This is a genomic window from Ensifer sp. R-19, from assembly GCF_049905105.1.
Taxonomy (GTDB): Bacteria; Pseudomonadota; Alphaproteobacteria; order Rhizobiales; family Rhizobiaceae; genus Ensifer.
The window spans coordinates 3,505,936-3,530,134 of the sequence record NZ_CP184569.1; the positions used below are offsets into that span (position 1 = coordinate 3,505,936).

Genomic DNA, 24,199 nt, shown 5'->3' on the forward strand with positions numbered 1-24,199 from the left:
GCTCAGGCTCCGGAAAGATCATAGGGGCGGGCAAGCACGATGGCGCGTCCGCTCTTGAGGCTGAAGCGAAGGGGACCCTCCGCGACGTTGGAAACGGTTCGGGACGATCCGAACGGCAGGGTGAAATCGTCAAGCGGATAGCGCGCATTGACGATCGAAAGGCCGGTCAGCTCGGTCAATCCCAGCACGGAAAAGAGACAACCTTTCGGCAGGTCGAGATCGAGCGTGCCTGCCAGCAGCGGGTAGGCTTCTTCCTCGCCCGAGGTCATCAGCACCGAAAGCCCGCGCTCGGCAAGCGCTGCGGCCTGCAGCAGGTGCAGGAAGGCATGGTCGCTGCGGCTGCCGCCAAGCGCGCCGGCAAAGATCAGCCGATCAGCGCCGCGGGACAACGCAGCCTCGACCGCGATCTCGCCATCCGTCGCAGCCTTTGCCGCCGGGTAGGGCTCGCGTGGAACGGAGGCGAACTCGGACAGCAGGGCGTCTTCGGTCGAATCGAAATCGCCGACCCAGACATCCGGCACGACGCCGAGCAAGCGGGCATGGCGCATGCCGCCGTCAGCGGCAACGAAGCGGCTGCCGCTGAGCTGCTCTGTCAGCCGGCTGGTCACCGAGAGGGCGCCGCCAAGCAATATGGTGAAGGTCGATCGAGCCATGGCAATGCCCATAGCGCAAAGGATCGCGGAAGGAAAACGAAGAAAACCGCAAACCGCTGCGATCGCAGCAATTTGCCGAAGCCGTCAGTGTCCTTCCGGCACCGGTTCCGGGAATAGCATGCCGGCATAGATCCCGGGTGTTGAATCGGGAATTTCGATCGCGCCGGCCACGCGCTCGTAGAACTTCGCCGGGCCGACGCCACCGATGACCGCATAGCCGTAGCCCGCCTCGCGCATCGCCGTCAGGCTTGCAAGCAGCAGCGCCTCGCCGATGCCCTGCCCACGCATACCTTCATCGACGCCGGTTGGGCCGAAGAAGCCGAGCGCTGTCACGTCGTGGCAGGCAAAGCCGACGATCTTTTCGTCGTGCACCGCGACGTGCATGCGTGTCGGGGTCGAGGAGAAGGCAGCTTCCGCTTCGCCTGCCCAGCCGGCGCCAAACGTCTTTTCGATCCAGGAGACCACCAGACGGCGTTCCGGCGCCATGGCGCGACGGATGCTGATGCCTGAACCAAGCCGCGACTGGGGCTCTGCCGGAAGGGCATAAAGGCGAACTAGCATATCTGGCATGGGATTTCCTCCTTGCGGCCAAGCGTGATGGTGTCATAGCGCAGTTGCCGGTTGGCGAAAACGCCCGACAGAAAATGGGCTCGCCCCATGCGTCGCCCATTCCAAACACCGCTTGCCATGAAGCCGCCGCAGCGGTAAATCTCTTGCCGCTCTAACGGGGTGCCTCCCGACCGCATGGCGGCCGGAGGCTGAGAGGCGTCAAAACGCCAACCCGCGGAACCTGATCCGGCTCATACCGGCGGAGGGATTAGACGCGATCGCACCGATACGCCCTTTTCCCGTGCAACAACGAACTTTGGGAGAGGTGCTTCGCATGTCCAATTCATCACAGCTCAAAATACTTAGCCGGCTAGCGCTGGCCGCAAGCGCAAGCCTTGTTTTCACCGGTTATGCCGCCGCTGCCGACAAGACGCTGACCGTCTACACCTATGAAAGCTTCATCACCGAATGGGGGCCGGGCGCCAAGGTGGCGGAAGCCTTCGAAAAGACCTGCGAATGCAAGGTCAACTATGTCGGTGTTGCCGATGGCGTCGAACTCTTGACGCGCCTAAAGCTCGAGGGTGCTGCCTCGAAGGCCGACATCGTGCTCGGTCTCGACACCAACCTCGTGGCGGAAGCAAAGGCAACGGGCTTCTTCGCACCGCATGGCATCGAAGCGAAGGACCTGAAGGTGCCCGGCAACTTCTCCGACGACACCTTCCTGCCCTATGACTACGGCCATTTCGCCGTCGTCTACGACACCGAGACCCTGAAGACACCGCCGAAGAGCCTCAAGGAACTGGTCGAAGGCGACGCGTCGCAGAAGATCGTCATCGAGGACCCGCGCACCTCGACGCCGGGCCTCGGATTGCTGCTTTGGGTCAAGGCGGTCTATGGCGACGAGGCGGGTGCTGCCTGGGCGAAGCTCAAGGACCGTGTTCTGACCGTCACCCCCGGCTGGTCGGAAGCCTATGGCCTCTTCACCAAGGGCGAAGCGCCGATGGTGCTCTCCTACACCACCTCGCCCGCCTACCACATGGTCGCTGAGAACACCGAGCGCTACCAGGCGGCCACCTTCTCGGAAGGTCACTACATCCAGATCGAAGTCGCCGGCATGACCAAGAGTGCCAAGGAGCCGGAACTGGCAAAGCAGTTCCTCGCGTTCATGACCGGTCCGGAATTCCAGTCGATCATTCCGACAACCAACTGGATGATGCCGGTCGCAGCAACCAAGGAGCCGCTGCCGGACGCCTTCAACAAGCTGGTCAACCCGGAGAAGACCTTCCTGCTGCCATCGGAAGAGGTCGCGAAGAACCGCAAGGCCTGGATCGACGAGTGGCTTGCTGCCATGAGCAAGAACTGAGGCCGGATTGTTCGCACTTCGCGAAAACCGCATGACTGTTGTCGCCGGGGCGATTTGCCTCGGCGCCTTCCTGCTCTTCGTCGGCCTGGCGATCGCCGCCTTGCTCGCCCAAACCGGCGGCACGGACGAAGGCACTCTGTTCGACGCCTATATCTGGCGCGTCACCCGCTTCACGCTGCTGCAGGCAAGCCTTTCCACTCTGCTGTCCGTGCTCTTCGCGATACCGGTGGCGCGGGCGCTGGCGCGGCGGCCGCGTTTCTTCGGCCGGATCTGGCTGTTGCGGCTGATGGCGCTGCCGCTCGGCCTGCCCGTTCTCGTCGGCGCACTCGGGCTGATCGAGATCTGGGGACGCCAGGGCTTCCTCAATTCCGGCCTGCGCTGGCTCGGCCTCGAGCAACCGATCAGCATCTATGGCCTGTTCGGCATCCTGCTTGCCCATGTCTTCTTCAACATGCCGCTTGCGGCGCGCCTGTTCCTGGCCGGCCTCGAGCGCATTCCCGCCGAATACTGGCGCAGCGCTGCCAATCTCGGCATGCCCTCCCGAGCGCTCTTCCGCTTCATCGAATGGCCCGTCCTGCGCGGCCTGTTGCCAGGCGCGGCCGGCCTCGTCTTCATGCTCTGCGCCACCAGCTTCACGCTCGTGCTGACGCTTGGCGGCGGGCCCGCTGCCAGCACCATCGAGGTCGCGATCTATCAGGCGCTGCGCTTCGATTTCGATCCGCCACGCGCCATCGCGCTGTCCGGCCTGCAGATCGCCATGACCGGCGTCCTGCTTCTCATCCTCAGACGTCTGGCAACGGATCCGGAAGAGGGCATGACCGGCGGCCGAACCGTTCGACGCTTCGATGGCACAACCACAGCGGCGCTGTTCAACGATGGCGCCTGGATCATCCTGGCATTGCTCTTTCTCATCGCCCCGTTGATTGCGGTGGTCGTCTCCGGCCTGCAGGCCGATCTTCTGAAGCTCGCGCGCGATCCGAGCGTGCACCGGGCACTGATGACGAGTGCGGCGATCGCGCTCGCCTCGGCACTCGCCTCCGTCGCCATGGCGGCCGTGATGATCCGCGCCGCGGCGACGGTCACCGCGCCACGCCATGCGGGCGCGCCGGCACACGGCCTTGCCGGTGCGATCGGCGCCAGTACCTCGCTGATCCTGCTGGTGCCGCCTGTCGTGCTCGGCGCCGGCTGGTTTCTGCTCCTTCGCCCCTTCGGCGATGTCGCGCGCTTTGCGCCTGCCATCGTCGTGGCAATCAACGCCCTGATGGCGCTTCCTTTCGTCCACCGCATCCTGGCGCCGGCCATGGCGACGCACGCGGCGCGTTCCGAGCGGCTGACCGCGAGCCTCGGCATCCGCGGTTTTCATCGCCTGCGATGGATCGACCTTCCGGCGCTCCGAAGGCCACTGCTGATGGCGTTCTCCTTCGCCATGGCGCTATCGCTCGGCGATCTCGGCGCCGTCGCCCTGTTCGGCTCGCAGGACATGGTGACGCTTCCCTGGCTGCTCTATAGCCGCATGGGCAGCTACCGCACCGCCGATGCGGCCGGCCTCGCCCTCTTCCTCGGGCTTCTCTGCCTGATCTTCACCATCCTCGGCACAACGGAAGACGTCCGCCGGCGGGAAGGACGCAAAGCATGACCGAGCCCAACGCTGCCATAGAACTGCGCAATGTCGAGATTCGTTTCGAAACGACCACGCTGCACTTCGATTGCACTATCGCTGCCGGCGGCATCGTCGCCGTTGCCGGCGCCTCCGGTTCCGGCAAGTCGACGCTCTTTCACCTCATCGCAGGCTTTGAAGATGCCGACCACGGCGAGATCCGTGTCCTCGGCCAGAACGCTGCCAACCAGGCACCTTCGGAGCGTCCGGTCTCGATGATCTTCCAGGACAACAATCTCTTCGCCCATCTCGATGTCGCGACCAATGTCGGCCTCGGTATCGACCCGGCACTTCGCCTGACGGACGAAGATCGGAAGAGGATCGAGGACGCGCTTCGCCGCGTTGGGCTTGAAGGCTTCGGACGAAGGCTGCCGCCTACGCTTTCCGGCGGCGAACGCCAGCGGGTCGCGCTCGCCCGCGCACTTGTGCGGCACCGCCCCCTGCTCTTGCTGGATGAACCATTTGCGGCCCTCGACCCCGGGATGCGCACCGGCATGCGCACGCTTCTTGGCGAACTGCACGCGGAAGAAGGCAACACCATTCTGATGATCACGCACCATCCCGAAGACGTGAAGGCGTTGGCCGATAGCGTGCTTTTTCTCGACCAGGGGCGTATCATTGCACACGATACGCTCGACCGCTTCCTGGAGCGGCGCGACAATGCGGCAATCGACCGCTTTCTTGGCAACGCGTGACGGTGGGGCCGGTTTCTCCTCGCCCTCAGCCGATCGCCACAATTTGACCGCGGCGCCGTGCGACGCGCGAAATATCCGGCCGGGAGCGCGAATATTCGCGCATCCGTTGCCGTGATACCACGGGGCAACTATTTCTACCGAGACAAACTAGGCAGGTGGCGCTGAAATCAGATACAGCAAGACCAGGGCTGAACAGTCGCGGCGGAGCAACGCTGCCGGACTGAAAAAGTAGGACTTTCAACGCTGTCGTTCCATTGCCCCGCTGCATGCGGGTGGAGCGACAGACGGGAAACGGGCTGAGGCATGGAGAGGCATACAGTCACACACGACCGGTTCCCGCCGAAACGCGGACGGCTGCGTGCACGCGCCGTGGTTGCACTGATCGCGACCGCGCTTCTCTCCGCATGCCAGTCGGTGATCGAGCAATCCTACGAGCCGACAGTTTCGCCCTCGTCCAATCCGCAGATTGTCGACGAGGTCCAGAAGAACGATCCGCGCGCGAAGATGGGCGCACGCGAACATCCGCGCATCGTCGCAAGCTATGGCGGCGAATACAAGGACGCGAAGACCGAACGGCTGGTCGCCCGCATCGCCGGAGCGCTGACCGCCGTCTCGGAGAACCCGCAGCAGTCCTACCGCATCACCATCCTCAATTCGCCGGCGATCAACGCCTTTGCACTGCCGGGCGGCTATCTCTATGTCACCCGCGGCCTGCTGGCCCTTGCCAATGATGCCTCCGAAGTCGCCGCCGTACTCTCGCACGAGATGGCGCACGTCACCGCCAACCACGGCATCGAACGTCAGCAACGCGAGGAAGCGGAAGTCATCGCCAGCCGCGTGGTCTCCGAGGTGCTGTCGTCCGATCTCGCCGGCAAGCAGGCGCTCGCCCGCGGCAAGCTGCGGCTTGCGGCCTTCTCGCGCAACCAGGAGCTCCAGGCCGACGTCATCGGTGTGCGCATGCTCGGCGAAGCCGGCTACGATCCTTACGCCGCCGCACGCTTCCTGGACTCGATGGCAGCCTATAGCCGCTTTACCGCCGTCGATCCGGAATCCGACCAGAGCCTCGACTTCCTGTCGAGCCACCCGAATGCACCGCAGCGTGTGGACCTTGCGCGCAGGCATGCCCGCGCCTTCGGGCCGGAAGGCACCAGCGGCGATCGCGGCCGGGACTATTACCTCGCCGGTATCGACGGCCTGCTCTACGGCGACAGCCCCCAGGAAGGCTATGTCCGCGGCCAGACCTTCCTGCACGGCCAGCTCGGAATCCGTTTCGACGTGCCGACCGGCTTCCAGATCGACAACAAGGCAGAAGCGGTCCTTGCGACCGGACCCGGTGACATCGCTGTGCGCTTCGACGGCGTGGCGGATACGGGCGGTCGCAGCCTGACCGACTATATCGCCAGCGGCTGGGTCACCGGCCTGCAGCCCGACACGATCAGGCCGATCAACATCAACGGTCTGGAAGCCGCGACCGCGCGTGCCTCGGCCGATCGCTGGGATTTCGATGTCACGGTCATCCGCATCGACACCCGCATCTACCGCTTCCTGACCGCCGTTCCCAAGGGTTCGAACGCGCTCGAGCCGACAGCGAACCAGCTGCGCAGCTCGTTCCGCCGCATGACGCAGGGCGAGGCCCAATCGCTGAAGCCGCTGCGCATCCGCGTCGTAACGGTAAGGCCCGGCGAGACGATCGCAACGCTTTCCGCCCGCATGATGGGGACGGATCGCAAGCTGGACCTGTTCCGGGTGATCAATGCGATGCAGGTCACCTCGACAGTGAAGCCGGGCGACAAGGTCAAGATCGTTTCCGAGTAAGCACGGCAGCCTCACCGCACCTGCACCAAGGCGCATATGCTGCTGAAGGCTCCGGCCTTCGCTGCTGCGCCAGACCTCGATGTTCGAACACAGGGCAGTGCCTCAGATTGAGGTCCGAGCCCGTACGACTATGCCCCTGAGGCCTACAGCGCCGCGCGTCCTGTCAGACACGCAAAGGCACTTTGAAGTGCTGCATGGTTTTGTCCTTTGACCGGCTACGGCCAAAGAAAACATGCACGGCTAAAGCGCGTCGCGATCTTTCAGATTCACTCCTTGCGCTTTAAGCCCTCGACATTTCGCAGGTCGTTATCACAAAACCGCTGCGCACTTTTGCGCGACAAGCTTTAGTGAATGCCCGCAGTCAGGGCCGGCGCTTTGGTCGCGAGCGCCACTCTGAGCTTTTCGAGCGCCCGAGTTTCGATCTGTCGCACCCGTTCCTTGGAAATGCCGAGATCGAGGCCGAGCTCTTCCAGCGTCGCACCGTCCTCCGACAGTCGTCGTGCACGGATGATCCGCATCTCCCTTTCGGTCAAGGCACCCAGCGCATCGCGGAGCCACACACGGGCCCGCTCGCCGTCGATCATGTCGCTGACCTGTTCGTCCGGAAGCGGCGCATCGCTGGCCAGGAAATCCAGCCGCTCGCCGCCATCGGAATCGGCGCCGCCAACGGGGGCCTGCAAGGAAGTGTCGCTGCCGGAAAGCCGCGCATCCATGGTCTGCACATCGGCGATGCTGACGCCGAGCGCCGCGGCAATTTCCTCATGCATAGCCTGCGATGTAAGTTGCCTGTCGCCTTGCGCCAGACGTGCACGCAACCGCCGCAGATTGAAGAACAGCGCCTTCTGAGCCGAACTCGTGCCGCCCCGGACGATCGACCAATTGCGCAGGACATAGTCCTGCATCGATGCCCGGATCCACCAGGTCGCATAGGTCGAAAACCTGACCTCACGGCTGGGTTCGAAGCGGGCCGCCGCTTCCAGGAGGCCGATATGGCCTTCCTGCACCAAGTCGCCCATGGGCAGGCCGAAGTTGCGGAACTTCGCTGCCATCGAGATCACGAGCCGCATATGCGACATGGCGATCTTGTTGCGGGCTTCCTGATCATGGTCGTTCCGCCAGGCCTGTGCCAGCGCGTGCTCCTCGTCGCGCTCGAGATAAGGCGCCTCCATTGCGATCTTGATCATCCGCCGGTCTGCAGTGAGAGTTTTCATCGATCACTCCGTGACTGGCGCCCGGGCGCCATTGCGTGTGAAGTCTAAAAGGCCGGACAGATGGCGCGTCCGGCAGCAGGGGCGTCTAGATCACGATGATTTGGATCGGATCGATCCAAATCATCGTGATCGGTTCTTTTAAGTCAGAGCGGGATGGGCGCGGAAAACCGCATGATCTTTTCCTTCCCCGCTCAAGAGCCCCGGCGCCGAACTTGAAGAAACGACGCGGCGCCCTAACTTCAAAATCACGAACCTGAACGGTGACGGATCACAGAACCAAGATCGCCCGGCGCGAAAGCGGCGCGTTCCTGCCGGCTAATGTAAATGCGCGTGGCGGGCAAAAGTTCCATCAGATCAAAGAAAAAGCCCGGCGCGATGGCCGGGCTTTTTTGCAGTCTCACTGCGGGTTGGAAGCTTATGCTGCTTCGTCCTGGGCGTCGTCTTCGTCGATCGCCTTGCCGCGCTTCGGGCCCTTGCTGAGGTTGGCCTCGACGAGGCGCACAGCTTCGGTCTCCGACATTTTGTTCACGGCAGCGATTTCGCGCGCCATGCGGTCGAGGGCAGCTTCATAGAGCTGGCGTTCGGAATAGGACTGTTCCGGCTGGTTTTCGGCGCGATAGAGATCGCGAACGACTTCCGCGATGGAAATCAGGTCGCCGGAGTTGATCTTGGCATCGTATTCCTGGGCGCGGCGCGACCACATGGTGCGCTTCACGCGAGCCTTGCCCTGCACAACCTTCAACGCACGATCGACGAAATCGGTTTCAGACAGCTTGCGCATGCCGATGCTGACAGCCTTGGCCACCGGCACCTTCAACCGCATCTTGTCCTTCTCGAAATCGATGACAAAAAGCTCAAGCTTCATGCCCGCGACTTCCTGCTCTTCGATCGCCACGATCTGGCCAACGCCGTGGGCCGGATAGACGATCGATTCACCGGTCTTGAAGCCCTGGCGTGTCGAAGATTTTTTCTGCTGGGTCGTCATTCGTTTCAAAAACTCCCTGTTTCGCGCCGGCCATTCTGGCCGGGGCCGGGTCAGTGAGGCCCGGGATAGACGGGGATACCGCCGGGTGGGTACATCCTGGTCCGTCCACGGAACGCAAACAGCCTCATGAAATGCGGTCGCAACAGAGCAAAGCCATGTTGCGTAATAGGGAGAAACCGCCTTTTGGAGATCGTTTGCTTTCGTGATGGTTTTCGGGCGCGCAAAAACACCCTCTGTGGATCAGTAGAAGGAACCTATCACAAAAAAGTGCCGAAATCAATAATTTGCTGCATGGCAGCCATCAAGCCACCATTCTCGCACCTGCGAGCGCAGTGCGGGTTTTTCCCCAGGTTTGGCGCGCTGGGTCGCGCTCGCTGCGTCAGCCTCGACGAACGATAGAGATCGTCCGTCTCAGTCGCCCTGTCCCGGCTCGGCGGAGAAGAACTTCTCGTACTTGCCTTCGACGCCGTCCATCTCCTTGGCTTCCGGCATCGGGTCGCGCTTGACCGTGACGTTCGGCCACTTCGTGGCAAAATCAGCGTTCACTTTCAACCACATATCAAGGCCCGGCTCGGTGTCCGGCTTGATCGCCTCGGCAGGACATTCCGGCTCGCAAACGCCGCAATCGATGCACTCGTCGGGATGGATGACGAGGAAATTCTCGCCCTCATAGAAGCAGTCCACGGGGCAGACTTCGACACAGTCCATATACTTGCAGCGAATGCAATTGTCGGTCACGACATACGTCATGAGGTACTCCAGCCAATGCTCACGTTTGATGGCAGACGGCAATCAATGGTGATGCTCATCGTCCGCGCATGCTAGGAATGTCCGGCGCGCATAGCTGCCGAAGCAAGACCGATGCACCCAACGTGGGTCTGTCAGGTAAAGGCTTTATGGACCCTTTGCAAGAATATTCAATGCGCGAAACGCCGCGGCAAAGGCAGAGTTTTCTAATCCTCGCGCGGATCGAAATCGGGTTTTAGCCGATCGGTATCCCGCCGCTCTTTCTTGGTCGGGCGTCCCGCCCCACGGTCGCGTGTGGCGAGATCAAATGCCGAGAGTTTCTCCTTAGGCAATTCCGGCGTGAGATCATCATAAAGAAGCCGCGCTTCCTCGTAGGGGCCACGTCGTTCCCCTGGAGCAAGCACGCGCACGGTCACGCTGCGGCGGTCGAGGACGAGCTCAAGCAGGTCCCCCGTCTTGACCTGAAACGACGACTGCGTCACGCGCTGCTCGTTGACGGCCACGCGGCCGTCCTCGATCGCTTTTTGCGCAAGCGAGCGCGATTTGATCAGCCGCGTGAAAAACAGCCACTTGTCGAGACGCTGGCGCGATGCCGGGTTGGACGTGGGCTGTTTTTCCATGACCTGCCTTACTTCTTCATCTGCTCCTTGAGCGCCGCGAGCTTGGCGAAGGGCGAATCCGGATCCACCGGCTTCTCGCGACGCGGCGGGCGCGCCTCGAACTTGCCCTGGCCGGGCTTGCCGCCGCGGTCGTGGCGATCATGGCGGTCACCACGGTCCTGGCGCGGACCGCCTTCCGACTTGCCGCCGTCATGGCGCTTGCCGCGCACCGGCTGGCCGCCCTTGCGTCCGCCCTCACGTCCCTCGCCCTGGCCTTGGCCTTGGCCATGTCCATGGCGCTGGCCGCCGCGACGCTGGTCGCCCTGGTGGCGACCGCCGCCCTGGCGCTGGTTATCCTGGCGGGTGCCGGGACGCCACAGCAGCACGGGCTTGGCTTCGACCGGTTCTCCGGTCTCGGCGACTTGAGCTTCGGCTGGTTGCACGTCGCTGGTGGCGACTTTGCCCTCAGCGTTCTCGGCCTCGGCGGCAGGTGCCTCAATGGCTGCGGTCTCGGCATCCGTCGCGCTGTCAGCAGCGTCCGCGTCATCGACGGCGGCAACCGGCTCGGAGGCGGCGGCAGCAGAGGCGGGCGCACCGTCCTGGCTGGCGAGGAAGGCCGCAGCCTCCTCGGCCTTGACGCTGTCGGCCCGATAGCCAAGGCCCTTCAGGATCTCTTCCATATCATCAGGCGTTGCGCCGAGGATCGAAAGCATCGAGGTGGTGGCGGTGAAACGACGGCCGTCATAGGCGCCTTCAGGACGCGGCTGCGCGCCGGGCTTCCACTGCAGCAGCGGCCGGATGAGATCGGCCAGGCGCTCGAGGATGTCGATGCGCACGGCGCGCTTTCCGAGGAAGCGGAAGCCGGCAAGCTTGTAGAAGGTGCGCTCGAAGGACGGATCGGTGACGACCGACGTACGGCCGGCAGCGAGCATCGGGATGAGGTCGCCATAGCCGGGCTTGTCGAGGCCGTCGTTCTTCAGCGCCCAGAGCAGCGTGATCAGCTCGGCCGGAGCCGGCTTCAAGAGCGCCGGAAGGAAGATGTGGTAGGCGCCGAAGCGAACGCCGTATTTGCGGATCGACGCGCGACCGTCCTGGTCCAGCGACTTCACGTCGTCGGCGACATCGCGGCGGAAGAGCACGCCGAGGTTCTCGACGAGCTGGAAGGCAAGGCCCTTGGCGAGGCCTTCGAGGTCTTCAGCGCGCGAGATATCGTCGAGCGGCTTCAGCACCGTACCGATGTGATGGTTCACGAAACGCTCGATGCGCGCCACGACATGCTCGCGGGCGTTCGCCTGCAGCTGATCGTCGGCAAGCAGGATGACGCGCGGACGCATGACATGGTCGCTCGCTGCCAGACGGGCGACGGGATCGCCGAGCCAGCGCACGAGACCATCCGACGAAAGCGCCAGGTCGTTGTTGCCCGAGGCGTGCAGACGTGCGGCCCGCGCCTCGAACTCGAGCGCCAGCGCCTTCTGGGCAGCGCCCTGCACGGCCTTGGCATCCGGGCCGTCGCCGCCGGTCGCCAGCGTAAACCGGAAACCGGTTAGTTGTCCTACGTGGTGTCCTTCGACGAAGACATCACCATTCACACTGATTTCAGCTTCCAGCATAGCATTCTCTCTCAGGCGCTTCATGAGCACAGATGTCCTGCGATCAACAAAGCGTTTCGTCAACCGTTCATGTAGTGCGTCGGATAATCGATCTTCAATTTCCCGCGTCTTTTCTTGCCAGTGTGTCGGATCGGCCAGCCATCCCGGCCGGTTCGACACATAGGTCCAGGTTCTGATCTGCGCGATTCGCGCCGAAAGTGTGTCGATCTCACCGTCGGTGTGATCGGCACGCCTGACCTGTTCGGCCATGAAGTCCTCGTTCACCGTACCCCGGCGAACGAGATCCGCGTAGATCGTCGAGATCAGATCGGCGTGCTGGGCGGGCGTGATGCGCCGATAGTCCGGCAGCGCGCAGGCTTCCCATAGTTTTTCGACGCGCTCGGCATTGGTCGTAATGTCGACGACCTCCGGGTAGCGGGCCAGATGCTCGAACGCCTGCTGGTCTACCGCAGGTAGCGCCCGGGCAAGGCCGGGAACTTTCGGCGCGGCATCGAGGCTCTTCTTCAAGGCGGTAAGCGAGGAATAGTCGAACGCCTTCGAGCGCCATTGCAGCACCTTGACCGCATCGAACTCGTGCGACTCGATGCGATGGACGAGCTCGTTGTCGAAAGGATCGACGCGACCCGTGACGCCGAACGTTCCGTCACGCAGATGTCGCCCGGCGCGCCCGGCGACCTGCGCCAGTTCCGCCGGGTTCAGGTTGCGAAACTGGTAGCCGTCGAACTTGCGGTCCTGCGCGAAGGCGACGTGATCGACGTCGAGGTTGAGACCCATGCCGATCGCGTCGGTCGCCACCATATATTCGACGTCGCCTTCCTGATAGAGCGCCACCTGCGCATTGCGCGTGCGCGGCGAAAGCGCGCCGAGCACGACGGCGGCACCGCCGCGCTGGCGACGGATCAGTTCGGCGATCGCATAGACTTCGTCGGCCGAGAAGGCGACGATCGCCGAGCGATGCGGCAGGCGGGTGATTTTCTTCGAACCGGCATAGAGCAGTTGCGACATGCGCGGCCGCTCGACGACGGTAATGCCGGGCAGGAGGTGCTCCAGGATCGGCCGCATCGTTGCAGCCCCCAGAAGCAGCGTCTCGCCACGCCCCCTCAGATGCAGGATCCGGTCGGTGAAGATGTGACCGCGCTCGAGATCGCCGGCAAGCTGCACTTCGTCGATCGCCACGAAGGACGCGGTCGTCTCGCGCGGCATCGCTTCGACGGTGCAGACCGAATAGCGGGCGCGATGCGGAGTGATCTTCTCCTCGCCAGTGATCAGCGCGACATTGTGATGGCCGACCCTTTCGACCAGGCGCGTATAGACCTCGCGCGCCAGGAGGCGCAGCGGCAGGCCTATGACGCCGCTATCATGCGCGATCATGCGCTCGATCGCGTAGTGCGTCTTGCCGGTATTGGTTGGCCCGAGCACCGCGGTTACGCCGCGGCCGCTCAGGATCATGGGGTGAACGGACACGTCATCGATCCCGGGCATTCAGAAATTACGACAGCGTCTTTTCACGCTGGCGGCAAACACATGCCCACGCACCGAGCCAAACGCAAGGGGCGCCGACAACTAAAACCATGTTCGGCGTCTCCCAGCCCATTGCACCACCTGTTGTGGTTGGCGCAATCGAGAACAGGAACAGCCATGGAACGAATCGGCGACGAATCGAAGACTCATCGCGATTCACTGTATGTTCACGACTACATATAGATTTCAACACCGAACGTTGCACCACATGCTGAATCTGACGCCGCGCGCTTGTGTTAGAGCCCACGACTCGCCTCAATTCTGGCTGTCCCATTGCCAGACAGGTCAAAGGATTCCGAATCCAAGACTCTGGAAAGCCTAGAAAATTTTTAACGAAATTCATCGCAGATTCGCTGGGCAGAGAGAATGAGAATCGCACCGAGCACCCTCGACCAATACGGGAGGATCCGATGGCGACTCGTGATACGCGCATCATTCCGCTTTTGTTCTCCACAAGATATAGTGTCTGCGCCGCGCGCCGGCAACAGAATCACGGGCGCAGCTTCGGGTCCAAATGCCGGGGGAACAGCCGTTTCTTCTCTCCGCCCTACACAAAAACGGCGCCCCGAAGGGCGCCGTTCAAAAGCAATGATGAGATCAAAAGGTCAGACGAAGAACTGTCCGCCATTCGCCGAAATCGTCGAGCCGGTGATGAAGCCGGCGTCGTCGGAGGCCAGGAACACAACGCAGCGGGCGATTTCTTCCGGCTCGCCGAGGCGGCCAACCGGGATCTGCGGGATGATCCGCTCGTTCAGCACCTTCTCCGGCACCGCCCGCACCATTTCCGTGCCGATATAACCCGGGCAGATGGCGTTGACCGTGATCCCCTTCGCCGCACCTTCCTGGGCGAGCGCCTTGGTGAAGCCGAGATCACCGGCCTTGGCCGCCGAATAGTTGGCCTGGCCCATCTGGCCCTTCTGGCCGTTGATCGACGAGATGTTGATGACGCGGCCGAAACCGCGGTCGCGCATGGCGGACCAGATCGGATGCGTCATGTTGAAGAGACCGGTGAGGTTGGTGCCGACCACCTCGCCCCATTGCTCGGGCGTCATCTTGTGGAACATCGCGTCGCGGGTGATGCCCGCATTGTTGACCAGCACTTCGACCGGGCCGAGATCCGCCTCGACCTTGGCGATGCCTTCGGCGCAGGACTGATAGCTGGAAACATCCCACTTGTAGACCGGGATGCCGGTTTCCTGCTTGAAGGCCTCAGCCTTTTCGTCATTGCCGGCATAGTTTGCGGCCACCTTGTAGCCGGCATTCTTGAGTGCGATGGAGATTGCCGCGCCGATGCCGCGCGACCCACCTGTGACCAATGCTACCCTGCTCATGCACGCCTCCCACTTGATCAGTTCAGTTTCTCAAAGGCCTTCTTCATCAGCTTTTCGCCGACCTGTCGTCCGTAGAGCTCGGCGGCAGCCTGGAACTGAGGCGTCGCGAGCATTGACATACCCACCTCGCACTTGGTGAGCGCGAGGTTCATCATCAGACTGGAGAGCTGAACGAGCGACGCTTTCAAAGCGCCACTGTCATCGTTCGGGGCCGCAACCATCATGTCCTTGAAAACGGCCTCGTCGTCCGAGGTCGTATGTTCCAGCATGCACTGAACCAACCGCGCCTCGTCGAGAGGCGCGGGATTGGCATGTGCGGAAACGATCGGCGAACCGGCCAGAAGAAGGGAAAACGGAACCCACCTGGCGCTGTTCATGCCGCCAAACCGATTAGAGCCGTTCGACGCACATGGCGACGCCCATGCCGCCGCCGATGCAGAGCGTTGCAAGCCCCTTGGAAACGCCGCGGCGCTTCATTTCGAAGAGCAGCGTGTTGAGCACGCGGGCGCCGGAAGCGCCGATCGGATGGCCGATGGCGATCGCGCCGCCATTGACGTTGACGATCGACGGATCCCAGCCGAGGTCCTTGTTGACCGCGCATGCCTGTGCCGCGAAAGCCTCGTTGGCCTCGACCAGTTCGACGTCGCCGATCGCCCAGCCGGCTTTCGCCAACGCCTTGCGCGAAGCCGGGATCGGGCCGGTGCCCATGACCTGCGGATCGACGCCGGCCGTTGCCCAGGAAACGATACGGGCGAGCGGCTGGATGCCGCGCTTGGAAGCCTGCGCTTCGGTCATCAGCAGAGTGGCCGCGGCGCCGTCATTGAGGCCAGAGGCGTTGCCGGCGGTGACCGTGCCTTCCTTGTCGAAGGCCGGACGCAGCTTCGTCATCTGGTCGAGCGTTGCGCCATGGCGGATATATTCGTCCTGGTCGACGGTGACGTCGCCCTTGCGGCCTTTGACGATGAAGGGAATGATCTCGTCGGCGAACCGCCCGGCCTTCTGGGCCGCTTCGGCCTTGTTCTGCGAGGCGAGCGCGAAGGCGTCCTGCTCTTCACGGCTGAGCTGCCACTGGCGGGCGACGTTTTCGGCGGTGATGCCCATGTGATAGCCGTAGAAGGCGTCGGTCAGACCGTCCTTGATCATCGTGTCGATCATCTTGAAATCGCCCATCTTCACGCCGCCGCGAAGATGCGAGCAATGCGGCGCCATCGACATGGACTCCATGCCGCCGGCGACGATGATATCCGCATCACCGGTTGCGATCTGCTGCATGCCGAGCGCCACGGCACGAAGACCGGAACCGCAGAGCTGGTTCATGCCCCAGGCGGTTTTCTCCTGCGGAAGACCCGCCTTCATCGCCGCCTGGCGCGCCGGGTTCTGGCCCTCGCCGGCCTGCAGGACCTGGCCGAGGATCACCTCGTCGACCTCGCCTGCCTCGACGCCTGCGCGCTCGAGCACGCCCTTGATGACGGCGGCGCCGAGTTCGTGCGCCGGTGTGTTGGCGAATGCACCGTTGAAGGATCCGACCGCGGTACGGGCGGCGCTGGCGATCACGATGGAGGGATTGCTCATGGGACGTTTCCTCAGATCTTTCTTGCCTAATGGAAGCAGACTGGCAAAGCGCGCGGCGCAAGTCAAACGCCTTGATGCGGTGCCACAAAACCGTCACCCAAGACGCAACCGCAAGATTTCGCACTTGCGTCGCCGCAACGCACAAAGACATTGTCAGCGGCGCTCTTTTGCGGATACTCTGAAAAACGCAATAAAGACGGGATGATGGGTGAGAGGAGACCCTGATGGCGAAGCACGAAGGCCAGATCGTTATAAAAAAATATGCGAACCGGCGGCTCTACAACACCGGGACCAGCACCTATGTCACGCTCGACGACCTGGCTGTCATGGTGAAGAAGGGCGACGATTTCATCGTCCAGGACGCAAAGTCCGGAGAGGACATCACCCATTCCGTGCTGACGCAGATCATCTTCGAGCAGGAGTCCAAGACCGGCAACACGCTGCTGCCGATCTCCTTCCTGCGCCAGCTGATCTCGTTCTACGGCGATCAGATGCAGATGGTGGTGCCGAGCTATCTCGAGCATTCGATGCAGGCTTTCACCGAGCAGCAGTCGCAGATGCGCGAGCAGATCAACAAGGCCTTCGGTGACACGCCGCTCGGCAAGAACCTGCAGGTTCCGCTGCAACTTGTCGAAGAGCAGGTCCGCCGCAATACCGAGATGTTCCATCAGGCGATGCAGATGTTCTCGCCCTTCATCACCGCCCCGCCGGTGAAGGAAACCAAGAAGGCCGAAGCCAAGGATATCGACGAGCTCAAGGAACAGCTTCGCGCGCTCCAGACCAAGCTCGACAATCTCGGCTGAGCGCATTCTCCTTGCAAAGGCGGGTGTGAGTCACCCGCCCAATTCCCGTCCAGCAAACCATGTTTTGAATTGGGCCAACGCCCCGGGATCGATCGTGACCTAAAGCGCGTCGCGATCTTTCAGATTCGCGCCTTGCGCTTTAAGTTCTTGATATTTCGCATGTCGTTGTCGCAAAACCGCTGCGCACTTTTGCGCGACAGGCTTTAAAGGCCGATCGACACGTCCCGTCCGGCCGAGCGCATCGAGACGGCGAAGCCGGCGATGACGTCGATGAAGCTGATCGTCATCAGGATGAAGAAGAGCTGGGTTGCCGCCGGCGCCAGCAGCAGGAATTCGATCAGGAAGGCGATGAACAGAATCATCGACAACAGGTGATCCATCAGCGCACGCGTGCTCGTGCGGGTCGCCTTCAGCAATTCGACGAAGAGCAACAGCAGTGCGACGACGATCAGGAGGTCGCCGAAGCGCATCGTCCAGGTCGCGCCCGACAGCATGGACAGCGACAGCATCTCGGCGTTCAAGCCGGCAATACCGCCGAACATTCCGATCATCGCGAGATTGTAGACAACGAACGGCAGGATCAGCAGCGGAACGGCAGCGAGCATCGGGCACGAACTCCTTTGCCGCGTCTTGCGGCGTCTTCAGGCCTACTGCATGTTTCCTTTAATCGTAGCCGGTTAAAGGACAAAAACATGCAGCAATTCAAAGTGCTACAGCGACGTTTGCGCGTCTGATAAGACGCGCGGCGCTGTAGAGCGCTGTGCGTTCGCATGAACGCACCAAGGACGCTCCAGCACTTAGGGTCTAGAGCATCTCTCCGCTTCCAGTGACTTCACCTTGGCGCGTGATGCTCTAGCTCCTGCGGATAACACAGGGTCCAAGCGAGAAAATGTCAGACGCAAAACAAAAGGGCCGGCAGAGCCAGCCCTTTGAACCATTCCACGAACGGAAACGCTTATGCGTTTTCCTTCGGGGTCAGAACCTGACGGCCACGGTACATGCCGGTCTTCAGGTCGATGTGGTGCGGGCGACGCAGTTCGCCGGAGTTCTTGTCTTCGACGTAGGTCGGCGTCTTGAGAGCGTCAGCGGAACGGCGCATGCCACGCTTGGACGGGCTCGTTTTTCTTTTAGGTACAGCCATTTCATTCTCCACTTATCGGGCAAACACTGTTCAGCAGCCGAAATGGCCGTGTTAAACAGATGTCAATCACGGAAATTTGGCGCGCTTATACATGGGCAACTGCTGTTTGACCAGTCCCCAGCCGCAATTTTTCGACTCAAGATCTGGCGGCGCCGATTCAGACCTCGTCATCGGGAACGACCCACGGCTCGGCGCGGGCAGCCTCTTCCCACTTCCGGAAAGCGAAATGTGCCTTCACCCGTTGCATGTAGCCGAGCGTTTCTTGATCCGCAACGAGATCGTAGACGTCGAAGCGGTTGACCACAGGCGCGTACATTGCATCGGCCGCGCTGAAGGATCCGAAGAGGAACGGCCCGCCGGAGTGGGCAAGCGCCTCCTTCCAGATCTGCTCGATGCGCACGACATCAGCGCGAACGTCGGCATCCACCTGAAGCGCCCGCCTCTCCCGGCGGATGTTCATCGGGCAGGCACCGCGCAGCGCCCTGAAACCGGAGAGCATCTCCATGGAATAGCTGCGGGCCCGGGCGCGGGCCTGGCGATCGGACGGCCAAAGCCCGGCGTCGGGAAAGAGCTCGGCGACATATTCGATGATCGCCAGCGATTCCCAGACGAGCAGATCGCCGTGGCGCAGCAGCGGCACCTTTCCGGTCGGCGAGATCGCGCGGATATCAGGATTGCCGGCCGCGAAATCGAAGGGAATGACCACGTCCTCGAAGGCGATGCCCGCGGCGGTCATCGCCATCCAGGGCCGCATCGACCAGGACGAATAGTTCTTGTTGCCGACGTAAAGGGTAAGTCCGGTCATCTACATTCCTTGATGCTGGCCTTAATTGCTGGCCGTGATTGCTGATCTGTCCGAGAAAACGATCAGTTCCTCGAAATGGTTCATGTCCTCGAACGAGCAGAAGGCCGGCGGATCGAGCTCGATCACGGGCGCCCGCTCCCTGAGGCAGGCGAGTTGTTCGCTCAACATTTCCTGCCAGCGCGGCAGTGCCGCGTCATCGAGCCAGTCGATGACATAGGCGAAGGTGATGTGAAACGCATAGTCGTCATGATCAGGATGGCGATAGCCGAAGACTTCGGCGAAAGCATCGCGCCAGGCCTTGAGGCAAGCCCGATCGGCGACGCTGTCGCCTTCAAGCGCGAGACCGGTTGGCGTGATCTCGGTCACGCGGGCACGGAAGGGCTGCAACGGCGCAAAGTGCCTCAGCCGCGCACAGTAGTGTTCGGTCATCACATCGATCGGTGTATCGAGCGCCATATCGACGGGCCAATAGGGTAGCCTGCGACGATATTCGATGATGCCCTGGAAGATCGTCATGTGCAGGCTGGACGGATGCGTGAAGGCGAACTGCCCCGCCTCGGGCATCGCCATCAGACGCTCGCGCACGGCAAGCACGGCCGTCTCGGACGGCGATCCGGCGGTGACGTGGGAGACGACCGTGTTGCCCGGCTCACGCAGGAAGCGGCCGTCCGTGGCGTAGCGGGTTCCGAGATGCTTCGGCGGAATGGTGTCCGCGTTGCGGCCAAAGGCGAGAAGCGAAGGGGAAATCGAGGTCATGGGAGCGATCGGGCCTTTTGAATGGAGAGAGGGCCCAGATGGCAGAACTCTACGAAGCCAGGATGACATCCCCCGGCAACCGCATCCAATGAAAAGGTCTGATCTCAATCATAAAGGCAGGTGATGTAGCCGCCGGAGCGGCTGGCGCGACGCTCGATCAAATTCGCCAGACGCTTGAGCCCACGGCCGGGTTTGCCGGCATTGCGCTCTTTCGGGTTGGGCAGCGAAACCGCAAGCAGTGCGGCCTGCCGGCGCGAGAGCTTCGCCGCGGAAACGCCGAAATGGTGGCGGGCCGCCGCCTCGATACCGTAGATCCCATCACCCCATTCGGCGACGTTCAAATAGATCTCCATCATCCGCCGCTTGCTCCAGACGAAATCGGCAGCGACCGCCAGCGGCAGCTCCATGCCCTTGCGCAGGAAGGAGCGGCCGTTCCAGAGGTAGAGGTTCTTGACGGTCTGCATCGGGATGGTGCTGGCGCCACGGGTCGATTCCCCTTCAAGCGCATCCTCGACCACGCCGCGCATCTGGCCCCAGTCGACGCCGTCATGGGCGCAGAACTGACCGTCCTCTGACATCATCACCGATTGGACGAGCACCGGCGAGATGTTTTCGAAATCGACCCATTGGCGGTCGTAGCCGCGAAGTAGAACGAGATCGCGCAGCATCAAGGTGGAGACCGGGTGGACGAACTCGAAGAGATAGAGAACGATCAGCACATAGGGCAGGGCAACGAAACCCAGGACAGCCAGGATGATCTGGCGGCGTTTCGTGCGCAACGTCCGGCGAAGCGACGACCAGCGACTGGAAGGCACTTCGCCCTCCTCGCGCGCTTCCGGAACGACGTTCACGGCCTGACTGTTCACCTCGCTGTCCATCCGCTTCTCTTAGTGTATGGTCCGGCAAAGTTGAACGGGCTTTCTGGTAAAAGGCAAGGCGCCCAGGCGGCTGTCCCAGGGAAAGCGCGCCGCTGCGACACGAATCCCCGTTGAAAGCCCTCTTCGCCCGTGCCAAAGAGCGCGCATGAGCCAGGACACATCGCCCTTCACCCGCCGCCTCACCGGCAATGCCCGCGCCGTCGAAGCTCTGCTCGAGCGCCTGCTCGGCTCGGCGACGGCGGTCGACGAGATCACGCGACCGACAAACCTGCTCGCGGCCATGCGGCACGGCGTGCTGAACGGCGGCAAGCGTCTGCGCCCCTTCCTGGTGATCGAATGTGCGGATCTTCTCGGCGGCGGCCTCGATGCATCCTTGCGCGTCGGCGCGGCACTCGAATGCGTACATTGCTATTCCCTCGTCCATGACGACCTGCCGGCGATGGATGACGACGATATCAGGCGCGGCCAGCCGACGGTGCACAGGGCCTTCGACGAGGCAACCGCGATCCTCGCCGGCGACAGCCTGCTGACCTTCGCCTTCGACATCATCGCGGCCCCCGAAACGCTGTTGACGGACGGCCAGAAAGTGGAGCTGATCCTGGCGCTCGGACGCGCCGCCGGCCACGGCGGCATGGCTGGCGGACAGGCGCTCGATCTGGCAGCAGAGAAGTCGCCGCCCGACGAGGCCGGCATCGTGACGCTGCAGGCCATGAAAACCGGCGCCCTCATCCGCTTCGCCTGCGAAGCGGGCGCCATCGTCGCCGGCGCATCGGAAAACGACCGCGCCCGGCTTCGCCACTTCGGCGAAAAGATCGGCCTTGCCTTCCAGCTCGCCGACGACCTGCTCGACCTCACCGCTGACGCAGAGACCATGGGCAAGGCGACCGGCAAGGACGCCGCTCGCGGCAAAGGCACGCTCGTCGCGCTGCACGGCCAGGTCTGGGCAGAGGAGCGGCTGGAGCAACTGGTCGCAGAAGCCGAAGCCCTGCTCGCGCCCTATGGCGAGCGCTCTGCCATTCTCGTCGATACCGCCCGCTTCGTCGCCAACCGCAGGAACTAGCCCCGTGAGCAAATTCTGGTCGCCGATCGTCTCCAAGCTCAAGCCCTACGTCCCGGGCGAGCAGCCGCGCATCGCCAATCTGGTGAAGCTCAACACCAACGAATGCCCCTACGGTCCCTCGCAAAACGTGCTCGACGCGATCGGTGCTGCAGCAAGCAGCGATCTCCGCCTTTATCCCGACCCGCTGGCGCTGAAGCTTCGCCAGGCGATCGCCGCGCGCTATGGCGTGACGGCGGAAGAAGTCTTCGTCGGCAACGGCTCGGACGAGGTGCTGGCCCATATCTTCGCCGGCCTCCTGAAGCACGACTCTCCGCTGCTCTATCCGGATATTTCCTACAGCTTCTATTCGACCTACGCTCGGCTTTTCGAGATCGACACGGTCGAGGTCCCGCTCAACGACGCCTTCGAGATCGACATCGCCGACTATGATCGCCCCTGCGGCGCGATCATCCTGCCGAACCCGAACGCTCCGACCGGCATCGGCCTGCCGCTCGCCGAAATCGAGCGGCTCGTCGCAAGCCACCCGGACCAGCCCGTCGTCATCGACGAGGCCTATGTCGACTTCGGCGGCCAGTCGGCAGCAGAACTCGTTTCGAAATACGAGAACCTGCTGGTCGTCCAGACCTTCTCCAAGTCGCGCGCGCTTGCAGGCCTTCGTGTCGGCTTCGCCATCGGCCAGCGGCCGCTGATCGAGGCGCTGGAGCGGGTGAAGGACAGCTTCAACTCCTATCCGCTCGGCCGTCCGGCGCAGGCAGGCGCCATCGCCGCGATCGAGGACGAAACCTGGTTCGAGGAAACGCGCGCAAAAATCATCGGCTCCCGCGAACAGCTTGCGGCGGACCTCGCTCAACGCGGCTTCGAGGTATTGCCATCTCAGGCCAACTTTGTGTTCGCCCGGCATCCGGGCCATGACGGCGAGGCATTGATGAAGGCGCTGCGCGAACGGGCCGTGCTGGTCCGCCATTTCGCCAAGCCCCGCATTTCCGATTTCCTACGCATCACGATCGGCACCGATCAGGAATGCGCGCGACTGATCGAAGCGCTGGACGAGATCCTCTAGAGCGTCTTTCCGCTTCGAGTGATTCCACCTGAGAGCGGGCTGACGTCGCGGCGATAGGCCCCAAGCCGCGCGCTTCCGGGCGGCAGGAGCCTTGTACGTCGCTTGGAACTGCCCGGAAGAAACCGCCTATTCGGCAGCCGCCTGGCCGCGGCCATAACGCTTCTCGATATAATCGGAAACCAGCGTCTCGAAGTCCGCGGCGATGTTCGGGCCGCGCAGGGTCATCGCCTTCTGGCCGTCAACGAAAACTGGGGCGGCCGGCATTTCACCGGTGCCCGGAAGCGAGATGCCGATGTCCGCATGTTTGCTTTCGCCCGGGCCGTTGACGATGCAGCCCATCACCGCGACCTTCAGGCCTTCGACACCGGGATATTTCTCGCGCCAGACCGGCATGTTGCGGCGGATGTCGTCCTGGATCTTCTGCGCGAGCTCCTGGAACACGGTGGACGTCGTGCGCCCGCAGCCGGGACACGCTGCAACCACCGGAATGAACTGGCGGAAGCCCATGACCTGTAGCAGTTCCTGCGCCACCTGCACCTCGCGGGTGCGGTCGCCACCGGGCTCCGGCGTCAGCGAAATGCGGATCGTGTCGCCGATGCCCTGCTGCATCAGGATGCCGAGCGAGGCCGAGGAGGCGACGATGCCCTTGGTGCCCATGCCGGCTTCCGTCAGCCCGAGATGCAGCGCATGGTCGGAGCGTGCCGACAGCATGGCGTAGACGGCGATCAGGTCCTGGACACCCGAAACCTTGGCGGAGAGAATGATGCGGTTGCGTGGCAGGCCGATCTCTTCTGCGAGATCCGCCGACAAGAGCGCCGACTGCACGATGGTCTCGCGCGTCACCTGCTGGGCCGTCAGCGGAAAGCCGTTCGCCTGGTTCTCGTCCATCAGCCGCGTCAGCAGTTCCTGGTCGAGCGAGCCCCAATTGACGCCGATGCGCACCGGCTTGTCGTAGCGGATCGCCATTTCGACGATCTCGGCGAACTGCTTGTCCTTCTTGTCCTTGAAGCCGACATTGCCCGGGTTGATGCGGTACTTGGCGAGCGCTTCGGCGCAGGCCGGATGATCGGCGAGCAGCTTGTGGCCGATATAGTGGAAGTCGCCGACGAGCGGCACATCCAGACCGAGGCGCTCGAGGCGCTCGCGGATCTTCGGCACGGCGGCGGCACTTTCGTCGCGGTCGACGGTGATGCGCACCAGTTCCGAGCCGGCCTTGTGGAGGGCCGCCACCTGGGCCACCGTTCCGTCGATATCAGCGGTATCGGTGTTGGTCATCGACTGGACGACCACCGGCGCGCCACCGCCCACTATGACCCCGCCGACATCGACGGCGACGGACGCGCGGCGGGGCTGCGGATCAAAATCGAAGGCGGCAGACATGAAGGCCT

At 62.8% G+C, this 24,199-nt stretch carries 23 protein-coding genes and 1 riboswitch; of the genes, 7 read left to right on the forward strand and 16 right to left on the reverse strand.

Going from position 1 to position 24,199, the window contains the following annotated elements; genetic code table 11:
• Positions 1-2 precede the first annotated feature (2 nt).
• Both ACN9MO_RS17005 and ACN9MO_RS17010 read right to left on the reverse strand, forming a co-directional pair.
• Positions 3-653: a thiamine diphosphokinase gene (locus ACN9MO_RS17005; RefSeq protein WP_057255087.1), complete on the reverse strand. Its 651-nt coding sequence runs from the start codon at positions 651-653 to the stop codon at positions 3-5.
• An 84-nt stretch (positions 654-737) separates the two neighbouring features.
• Positions 738-1,223, reverse strand: a complete 486-nt coding sequence (locus ACN9MO_RS17010; protein ID WP_057254893.1) for a GNAT family N-acetyltransferase — start codon at positions 1,221-1,223, stop codon at positions 738-740.
• Positions 1,224-1,368: 145 nt separating this feature from the next.
• Positions 1,369-1,487, forward strand: a riboswitch (TPP riboswitch).
• 49 nt (positions 1,488-1,536) lie between these two features.
• On the opposite strand from ACN9MO_RS17010, the gene thiB reads away from it, so the two are divergent.
• The 4 genes from thiB (at position 1,537) to ACN9MO_RS17030 (ending at position 6,732) form a co-directional block, all read left to right on the forward strand.
• Entirely contained in the window at positions 1,537-2,565 is a 1,029-nt protein-coding gene (gene thiB, locus ACN9MO_RS17015; RefSeq protein ID WP_058321672.1) for a thiamine ABC transporter substrate binding subunit, read from the forward strand.
• Between the two features lie 31 nt (positions 2,566-2,596).
• Positions 2,597-4,201, forward strand: coding sequence for a thiamine/thiamine pyrophosphate ABC transporter permease ThiP (gene thiP / locus ACN9MO_RS17020; RefSeq protein WP_113132360.1), 1,605 nt, complete (start codon positions 2,597-2,599; stop codon positions 4,199-4,201).
• Positions 4,198-4,917 (forward strand): thiamine ABC transporter ATP-binding protein, encoded by a 720-nt coding sequence (gene thiQ / locus ACN9MO_RS17025; RefSeq protein ID WP_057254891.1) that lies wholly within the window; start codon positions 4,198-4,200, stop codon positions 4,915-4,917. The genes thiP and thiQ overlap by 4 nt, the downstream gene beginning before the upstream one ends.
• A 303-nt stretch (positions 4,918-5,220) precedes the next feature.
• A complete protein-coding gene (locus tag ACN9MO_RS17030; protein ID WP_057254890.1) occupies positions 5,221-6,732 on the forward strand; it encodes a M48 family metalloprotease in 1,512 nt (503 codons plus the stop codon).
• Positions 6,733-7,076: 344 nt separating this feature from the next.
• Here ACN9MO_RS17030 and ACN9MO_RS17035 read toward each other — a convergent pair whose 3' ends face one another.
• From ACN9MO_RS17035 to ACN9MO_RS17070, 8 genes are all read right to left on the reverse strand, one after another.
• Complete coding sequence (locus tag ACN9MO_RS17035; RefSeq protein ID WP_057254889.1) at positions 7,077-7,943, reverse strand: RNA polymerase factor sigma-32; 867 nt, start codon at positions 7,941-7,943, stop codon at positions 7,077-7,079.
• A gap of 415 nt (positions 7,944-8,358) precedes the next feature.
• Positions 8,359-8,928, reverse strand: coding sequence for a CarD family transcriptional regulator (locus ACN9MO_RS17040; RefSeq protein WP_034802893.1), 570 nt, complete (start codon positions 8,926-8,928; stop codon positions 8,359-8,361).
• Positions 8,929-9,339: 411 nt separating this feature from the next.
• On the reverse strand, positions 9,340-9,678 hold the full coding sequence (fdxA, locus tag ACN9MO_RS17045) for a ferredoxin FdxA (RefSeq protein WP_057254888.1): 339 nt from the start codon (positions 9,676-9,678) through the stop codon (positions 9,340-9,342).
• 203 nt (positions 9,679-9,881) lie between these two features.
• Positions 9,882-10,295 (reverse strand): RNA-binding S4 domain-containing protein, encoded by a 414-nt coding sequence (locus tag ACN9MO_RS17050; protein ID WP_057254887.1) that lies wholly within the window; start codon positions 10,293-10,295, stop codon positions 9,882-9,884.
• Positions 10,296-10,303: 8 nt separating this feature from the next.
• Positions 10,304-13,333, reverse strand: a complete 3,030-nt coding sequence (locus tag ACN9MO_RS17055; RefSeq protein ID WP_112995709.1) for a helicase-related protein — start codon at positions 13,331-13,333, stop codon at positions 10,304-10,306.
• Positions 13,334-14,010: 677 nt separating this feature from the next.
• Positions 14,011-14,736, reverse strand: a complete 726-nt coding sequence (locus ACN9MO_RS17060; RefSeq protein WP_058321668.1) for a beta-ketoacyl-ACP reductase — start codon at positions 14,734-14,736, stop codon at positions 14,011-14,013.
• Positions 14,737-14,753: 17 nt separating this feature from the next.
• Complete coding sequence (locus tag ACN9MO_RS17065; protein ID WP_057254885.1) at positions 14,754-15,113, reverse strand: hypothetical protein; 360 nt, start codon at positions 15,111-15,113, stop codon at positions 14,754-14,756.
• A 13-nt stretch (positions 15,114-15,126) separates the two neighbouring features.
• Positions 15,127-16,308: an acetyl-CoA C-acetyltransferase gene (locus tag ACN9MO_RS17070; RefSeq protein WP_058321666.1), complete on the reverse strand. Its 1,182-nt coding sequence runs from the start codon at positions 16,306-16,308 to the stop codon at positions 15,127-15,129.
• A 224-nt stretch (positions 16,309-16,532) separates the two neighbouring features.
• On the opposite strand from ACN9MO_RS17070, the gene phaR reads away from it, so the two are divergent.
• Positions 16,533-17,111: a polyhydroxyalkanoate synthesis repressor PhaR gene (gene phaR / locus ACN9MO_RS17075; protein WP_057254883.1), complete on the forward strand. Its 579-nt coding sequence runs from the start codon at positions 16,533-16,535 to the stop codon at positions 17,109-17,111.
• Between the two features lie 203 nt (positions 17,112-17,314).
• Here the strand turns inward: phaR and ACN9MO_RS17080 are convergent, their stop codons facing one another.
• The 5 genes from ACN9MO_RS17080 to mtgA all read right to left on the reverse strand — a co-directional run bounded on the left by ACN9MO_RS17080 (position 17,315) and on the right by mtgA (position 20,691).
• On the reverse strand, positions 17,315-17,716 hold the full coding sequence (locus ACN9MO_RS17080) for a hypothetical protein (protein ID WP_057254882.1): 402 nt from the start codon (positions 17,714-17,716) through the stop codon (positions 17,315-17,317).
• 350 nt (positions 17,717-18,066) lie between these two features.
• Positions 18,067-18,252, reverse strand: coding sequence for a 50S ribosomal protein L32 (gene rpmF / locus ACN9MO_RS17085; RefSeq protein ID WP_057254881.1), 186 nt, complete (start codon positions 18,250-18,252; stop codon positions 18,067-18,069).
• Positions 18,253-18,409: 157 nt separating this feature from the next.
• The gene (locus ACN9MO_RS17090) at positions 18,410-19,057 is read right to left on the reverse strand and encodes a glutathione S-transferase family protein (RefSeq protein ID WP_057254880.1); all 648 of its coding nucleotides are present in this window, start codon (positions 19,055-19,057) and stop codon (positions 18,410-18,412) included.
• 21 nt (positions 19,058-19,078) lie between these two features.
• A complete protein-coding gene (locus tag ACN9MO_RS17095; protein ID WP_058321665.1) occupies positions 19,079-19,813 on the reverse strand; it encodes a DUF1868 domain-containing protein in 735 nt (244 codons plus the stop codon).
• Between the two features lie 104 nt (positions 19,814-19,917).
• Positions 19,918-20,691, reverse strand: coding sequence for a monofunctional biosynthetic peptidoglycan transglycosylase (gene mtgA, locus ACN9MO_RS17100; RefSeq protein ID WP_112995639.1), 774 nt, complete (start codon positions 20,689-20,691; stop codon positions 19,918-19,920).
• 145 nt (positions 20,692-20,836) lie between these two features.
• Between mtgA and ACN9MO_RS17105 the strand changes: the two genes are divergently transcribed.
• Together ACN9MO_RS17105 and hisC are read left to right on the forward strand one after the other, a co-directional pair.
• On the forward strand, positions 20,837-21,751 hold the full coding sequence (locus ACN9MO_RS17105; RefSeq protein ID WP_112995638.1) for a polyprenyl synthetase family protein: 915 nt from the start codon (positions 20,837-20,839) through the stop codon (positions 21,749-21,751).
• Positions 21,752-21,755: 4 nt separating this feature from the next.
• Positions 21,756-22,811, forward strand: coding sequence for a histidinol-phosphate transaminase (hisC, locus tag ACN9MO_RS17110; protein ID WP_112995637.1), 1,056 nt, complete (start codon positions 21,756-21,758; stop codon positions 22,809-22,811).
• Between the two features lie 126 nt (positions 22,812-22,937).
• On the opposite strand, the gene ispG is transcribed toward hisC, so the two are convergent.
• Positions 22,938-24,191 (reverse strand): flavodoxin-dependent (E)-4-hydroxy-3-methylbut-2-enyl-diphosphate synthase, encoded by a 1,254-nt coding sequence (gene ispG, locus ACN9MO_RS17115; protein WP_057254876.1) that lies wholly within the window; start codon positions 24,189-24,191, stop codon positions 22,938-22,940.
• Positions 24,192-24,199: the final 8 nt, after the last annotated feature.

Bases quoted from the DNA above. Each gene is read 5' to 3' on its own strand.
- ACN9MO_RS17005 (WP_057255087.1), bottom strand. From the start codon at position 653: ATGGCTCGATCGACCTTCACCATATTGCTTGGCGGCGCCCTCTCGGTG.
- ACN9MO_RS17010 (WP_057254893.1), bottom strand. From the start codon at position 1,223: ATGCCAGATATGCTAGTTCGCCTTTATGCCCTTCCGGCAGAGCCCCAG.
- thiB (WP_058321672.1), top strand. From the start codon at position 1,537: ATGTCCAATTCATCACAGCTCAAAATACTTAGCCGGCTAGCGCTGGCC.
- thiP (WP_113132360.1), top strand. From the start codon at position 2,597: ATGACTGTTGTCGCCGGGGCGATTTGCCTCGGCGCCTTCCTGCTCTTC.
- thiQ (WP_057254891.1), top strand. From the start codon at position 4,198: ATGACCGAGCCCAACGCTGCCATAGAACTGCGCAATGTCGAGATTCGT.
- ACN9MO_RS17030 (WP_057254890.1), top strand. From the start codon at position 5,221: ATGGAGAGGCATACAGTCACACACGACCGGTTCCCGCCGAAACGCGGA.
- ACN9MO_RS17035 (WP_057254889.1), bottom strand. From the start codon at position 7,943: ATGAAAACTCTCACTGCAGACCGGCGGATGATCAAGATCGCAATGGAG.
- ACN9MO_RS17040 (WP_034802893.1), bottom strand. From the start codon at position 8,928: ATGACGACCCAGCAGAAAAAATCTTCGACACGCCAGGGCTTCAAGACC.
- fdxA (WP_057254888.1), bottom strand. From the start codon at position 9,678: ATGACGTATGTCGTGACCGACAATTGCATTCGCTGCAAGTATATGGAC.
- ACN9MO_RS17050 (WP_057254887.1), bottom strand. From the start codon at position 10,295: ATGGAAAAACAGCCCACGTCCAACCCGGCATCGCGCCAGCGTCTCGAC.
- ACN9MO_RS17055 (WP_112995709.1), bottom strand. From the start codon at position 13,333: ATGATCCTGAGCGGCCGCGGCGTAACCGCGGTGCTCGGGCCAACCAAT.
- ACN9MO_RS17060 (WP_058321668.1), bottom strand. From the start codon at position 14,736: ATGAGCAGGGTAGCATTGGTCACAGGTGGGTCGCGCGGCATCGGCGCG.
- ACN9MO_RS17065 (WP_057254885.1), bottom strand. From the start codon at position 15,113: ATGAACAGCGCCAGGTGGGTTCCGTTTTCCCTTCTTCTGGCCGGTTCG.
- ACN9MO_RS17070 (WP_058321666.1), bottom strand. From the start codon at position 16,308: ATGAGCAATCCCTCCATCGTGATCGCCAGCGCCGCCCGTACCGCGGTC.
- phaR (WP_057254883.1), top strand. From the start codon at position 16,533: ATGGCGAAGCACGAAGGCCAGATCGTTATAAAAAAATATGCGAACCGG.
- ACN9MO_RS17080 (WP_057254882.1), bottom strand. From the start codon at position 17,716: ATGCTCGCTGCCGTTCCGCTGCTGATCCTGCCGTTCGTTGTCTACAAT.
- rpmF (WP_057254881.1), bottom strand. From the start codon at position 18,252: ATGGCTGTACCTAAAAGAAAAACGAGCCCGTCCAAGCGTGGCATGCGC.
- ACN9MO_RS17090 (WP_057254880.1), bottom strand. From the start codon at position 19,057: ATGACCGGACTTACCCTTTACGTCGGCAACAAGAACTATTCGTCCTGG.
- ACN9MO_RS17095 (WP_058321665.1), bottom strand. From the start codon at position 19,813: ATGACCTCGATTTCCCCTTCGCTTCTCGCCTTTGGCCGCAACGCGGAC.
- mtgA (WP_112995639.1), bottom strand. From the start codon at position 20,691: ATGGACAGCGAGGTGAACAGTCAGGCCGTGAACGTCGTTCCGGAAGCG.
- ACN9MO_RS17105 (WP_112995638.1), top strand. From the start codon at position 20,837: ATGAGCCAGGACACATCGCCCTTCACCCGCCGCCTCACCGGCAATGCC.
- ispG (WP_057254876.1), bottom strand. From the start codon at position 24,191: ATGTCTGCCGCCTTCGATTTTGATCCGCAGCCCCGCCGCGCGTCCGTC.